This window comes from Oleiphilus sp. HI0080 (assembly GCF_001635135.1).
The window spans coordinates 1-4,139 of sequence record NZ_LWFU01000453.1; the positions used below are offsets into that span (position 1 = coordinate 1).

A 4,139-nucleotide genomic window follows, 5' to 3' on the forward strand; every position below is an offset into this window, starting at 1 on the left:
GACACCTTAAAGTGTACAAAATCGCTTGCTGCCTGAGTATCAATATGAACAGACCCAAACTCGGTTTTACCTTTTTGAGACCGCTCTTGCGCACTCTCGATTCCATGATCAACAGCGTTGCGCAACACGTGGGTAAAGATATTGTTTACCATACTGTGCACGCGACCATCGATTAAAACGTCAGCATCGTTAATTTCAACCTTCGGCAATGGCTTGGCCAGCTGCTCTGCCATCGAAGCCATAGACTGAACCGGCTCCGCAATTACTTTAGACAGCGGCTCCGACTCTAGCGAGACGAGCATGCTATATGCTTCTGAAACAACTTCTTTGACTTCCTGATCCATTGATTTCTCAGTAATCGCGCGAATGCTATCCAGCCAAGAAGCAATGCGCTCCGGATCAAGGCTCACGCCTTTGGAGATATCGCCGTCGCGACCTAGTTTATCTCGGAAGATTGTTTCGTATTCAGCAAGCAAGGTTTGCGCTTGCGCTAACTCGTTCAAGAGATACTCTTGGTCCCAATCAATACTATCGCCAGAACGCAAGAGGTCGTAAGTCGTCTCAACTTCGTGAACAACATCGGTCAGCAAGCTCAAACCATACGTGCGAGCGTTGCCTTTCACCGTATGCATATTGCGGAACAACTCGGCAATAACATCGGTAGACTTCTCAGTATTATTCTTGATGGCTTGCTGACAAGCCGCCATAAATTGCTTCGAACCACGCAAGAACTCAGCAAACTTGCCTGCATCAATTGCAAGCACTTCGCCAATAAGCTCAAGCTCGCGCTGCTGACCTTTCGCCGCTTCTTCAAGCGCTCGAATCTCAGTCACATCACGAACGGTAATCATCAGGCGTTCAACAACATCTTCCTCATTGACGATCGGATCCCAATCCAGCTCAAGAATTTTTTCGCGGCCATCGTCAAAGGCAACCGTCATCTCATTCACAAGACAGTGAGAGTTGAACTCAAACATCATCGAATCTTCGCCAACAATCGCATCAACCGCGGTGATATTCTGATCACGTGCATCCGCACCAAGGGTGCTATTGGCAAACAACAGATCGTTCACATTGCGCCCAGAAATTCNGNCGGTNTCAAAAAGGTAAAACCGAGTTTGGGTCTGTTCATATTGATACTCAGGCAGCAAGCGATTTTGTACACTTTAAGGTGTCGGATGACGGCCGAGGTATCGCCTTGCACAAGATTCGTAGCATGGCAGCCGAAAAAGGCATTATCGATGGCGATACGATCCTTGTAGATCAAGAAGTGGCGAACCTAGTCTTTCACTCTGGGTTCTCTACCGCAGACCAAGTGAGTGATCTTAGTGGGCGGGGTGTTGGTATGGACGCCGTTCGCCAGTTTCTTGAAAGTGAAGGCGGTTCGATTGAGCTTCGTTTAGCCGGTGGTACTGAGGGCGATGCCTTTAGAGCATTTGAGACGGTGATTTCTTTGCCGTCACGCTTTTACTCTCAAGCGCTGCCCTTTAACAAAACAGCGTAACGCGGTGTAGCCGCCATATCGAGCTAAGTTCGTGTTAGTGCCAACCCCAGGTTACTTGGTTTTCGCCAAATAACTTGGGGTTTTATTTTCGTGAGACGAGCCAAATGCCAATGACAATCAAGACGGCGCCGCCAGCACGTGTCCAGCTCAACTCAATTTTTGGGTAACCAAGCAAACCATATTGATCGTAAATCAGCGATGCGATGACCTGACCGCCTACGATGGAGATCGCCAACGCCAGCGCGCCCAATTTAGGAACTAAGTAAATGCTCATGGCGATATTGAACGCGCCTAAAGCGCCGCCAGCCCAAGCCCACCATGGAATGTTGTTAAACCCTTCGTTTATAAACCACGGTTCGCCTTGTTTTAAGGCAATTAAGCCGAGCACGATTGTGCCAATTGCAAAAGAAATAAAGGCCGCTTGAATCGGCGTACTAAGGCCGACGCGAAGCTGAGAATTGATGCCCGCCTGAGAAGCGAGTGAGAAGCCGACAATCACGGCTAGTAAAATGAAGATGTAACTGCTCGCCTGATCTTGCATCATACTTGTTCCCAATTACCTTTCTGAATGGGGTTTTCGCCGCATTTTTCGTTGCGTACTGCTCTATTTTACACGCCGTGTCGTTTCGCCTTTGCTTGAGCAAATGCCCTGCGGAACATCCAAATAGAAACGATTCCGGCAAGTATGTTGCCTGCTGCTGCGCCCACCATCAAGCCGGGTAGATCGTTAATGATCGATCCGAGGTACATGCAAGGCACATAACAGATAAACAGACGTGCGACCGATATTTTAAGGCCATCCATGGGGCGGCTGATTGCGTTGCTCGCCGATACCAAAAGCATACACACGCCCAGTAGGGCGTAGCTAGCGGGAATGTACATTAGATACCATCCTACAATCTCTGCGATCTGCGGGTTACCTGTTAGCGCTTGGCTAATCGGGGCCTCAAATAACCAAAGTATTACGGCCAGGCCGAGCTGCCAGATAACAAGGCTTTTTATCGCCAGCTTTAAAAGCAGGGCGATATGGCCGAAATCTTGTGCACCATAAGCCTTCCCGATCATCGGAGGCAAAGACATGGTCATCGCTAACACGAGAATGATGGAGAAAAATTCGACTCGAATGCCCATGCCCCAAGCCGCAACACTCTCTGTCCCATGAGAGGCAACGAGGTAGGTTGCCAGCATCGATGATAGGGCAGGAAGAAGTTGGCTCGTCATCGCTGGTAGCGCAATACTTAAAATACTGCGTGTTTTCTCAACAAAGTTATTGAAGATATGACTGAAAATCATCCATCCACGCTTAAAAATTTGGGGATAGATTATTAGCACGCCAAGAAAGAACGAGTTAAGTGTTGCCCAAGCGGCGCCTGCGAGGCCAAGGTCAAATACAAAAATATAGAGCGGGTCGAGTGCAATATTGATTAGGCTCGTTGCGACCATACCAAAGCCCGGAAGTAAGGTGTTTCCGTTAGCCCGGCATATACTGTACCCGAAATAAACAAACGCACCGAAGAACGCGCCGACAAGCCAAATCGCCCAAAATTCATCAACATAAGGCATTAGTTCTGGCGTGCCGCCGAGCATTTGAACGATCTGAGCACGAAACAGCCAAGTGATGAGCGCGAGAACGGCAAACACCACGGAACCAATTAGCACAATAAGACCGGCCAATTCCTTCGCTTGCTGTTCCTTATTTGCCCCTAAAAGCTGCGAGATTAACGCGGTCGTTGCAATGCCGATGCCGACCTGAATGCCGATAAAAAGCTGATAGATAGGGATTGTAAATCCAACGACCGCGAGCGGCGCAACACCTAAACGAGCGATAAACACAGAGTCAACCAACTGAAAACTCATTAAAGAGATAATGCCAATCAGCATCGGCCATGTCATGCGCACGAGTTCTTTAAACTCAGCGCGTTCTATGCCGGAGGTGTCTATTTTGTTTGGTTGTGTGTTGGAGGACATTGTTCGCTCTTTTCTGGTTATTATGCGTGAACTAAACGATACAGTAGAGCGCTACTTTTAGATTAAAGTGTTCCGATTATAAAAATATTAGGTACTTACTTGAACGCTTTTAGCACCGAGGTGATGACCGTCTCTGGGTCTTTATAGTCAATAGGCAGCGAGGTACGGTGACCATCTTTTTCTAGAATCCAGGATGGAAAGCTGTTTCCACCGATAGCGCGAGCCAAGTGTAATTCATGTTGAAGAGCGCTGTGTGTTTCTTCGAGGTTGAGTGCCTCTTCGAAATCTGTCGGGTCTAGCCCAAGCTCGTCTGCAAGCGCACAGAGGACTGTATTGTCAGACGGGTTTCTCGCATGAAGGTAGTAAGCGTGCTGAATAGCCTGGTTCATTTCATCTTCTAAGCCATGGCAACGCGCGATGAGAATGGCTCGACACGCAGGGTAGGTGGCGCGGCGGGGTGAATTATTTGTCCAAAAATCATGATTGAAGCGTGTACCAAGCAAGGCATGAATTTTTCGCCAGTAGCCCCGAATAGCGGTTTGCAAGTCTGCCGGCATTACTTCATCCGTGTCCGGAGCAAGGCCTCCGAGTACTTTGGTCCAAGGAATATTTTGCGTCTGCAGCGTATTCGATATCAGGGTGAGAGTAGGCTGATAACCCCAGCACC

General features: G+C 48.6%; 5 protein-coding genes. 1 reads left to right on the plus strand and 4 read right to left on the minus strand.

Annotated elements, in window-relative coordinates; all coding sequences use genetic code 11:
• The coding region (locus A3751_RS09025; RefSeq protein WP_197466250.1) for an Hpt domain-containing protein at nucleotides 1–1,073 on the minus strand (1,073 nt) is incomplete at its 3' end.
• On the opposite strand from A3751_RS09025, the gene A3751_RS09030 reads away from it, so the two are divergent.
• Nucleotides 1,028–1,504, plus strand: a complete 477-nt coding sequence (locus A3751_RS09030; protein WP_082863138.1) for an ATP-binding protein — start codon at nucleotides 1,028–1,030, stop codon at nucleotides 1,502–1,504. The genes A3751_RS09025 and A3751_RS09030 overlap by 46 nt on opposite strands.
• Nucleotides 1,505–1,586: 82 nt before the next feature.
• Here the strand turns inward: A3751_RS09030 and A3751_RS09035 are convergent, their stop codons facing one another.
• The 3 genes from A3751_RS09035 to A3751_RS09045 form a co-directional block, all read right to left on the minus strand.
• Nucleotides 1,587–2,048 carry a DMT family transporter gene (locus A3751_RS09035; protein WP_068454660.1) on the minus strand — a complete coding sequence of 154 codons (462 nt, stop codon included), beginning with the start codon at nucleotides 2,046–2,048 and terminating at the stop codon, nucleotides 1,587–1,589.
• Between the two features lie 65 nt (nucleotides 2,049–2,113).
• Nucleotides 2,114–3,472 carry an MATE family efflux transporter gene (locus A3751_RS09040; protein WP_068454663.1) on the minus strand — a complete coding sequence of 453 codons (1,359 nt, stop codon included), beginning with the start codon at nucleotides 3,470–3,472 and terminating at the stop codon, nucleotides 2,114–2,116.
• 95 nt (nucleotides 3,473–3,567) lie between these two features.
• Nucleotides 3,568–4,139 (minus strand): DsbA family protein (locus A3751_RS09045; RefSeq protein ID WP_068454666.1); only part of this gene is annotated, 572 nt, incomplete at its 5' end.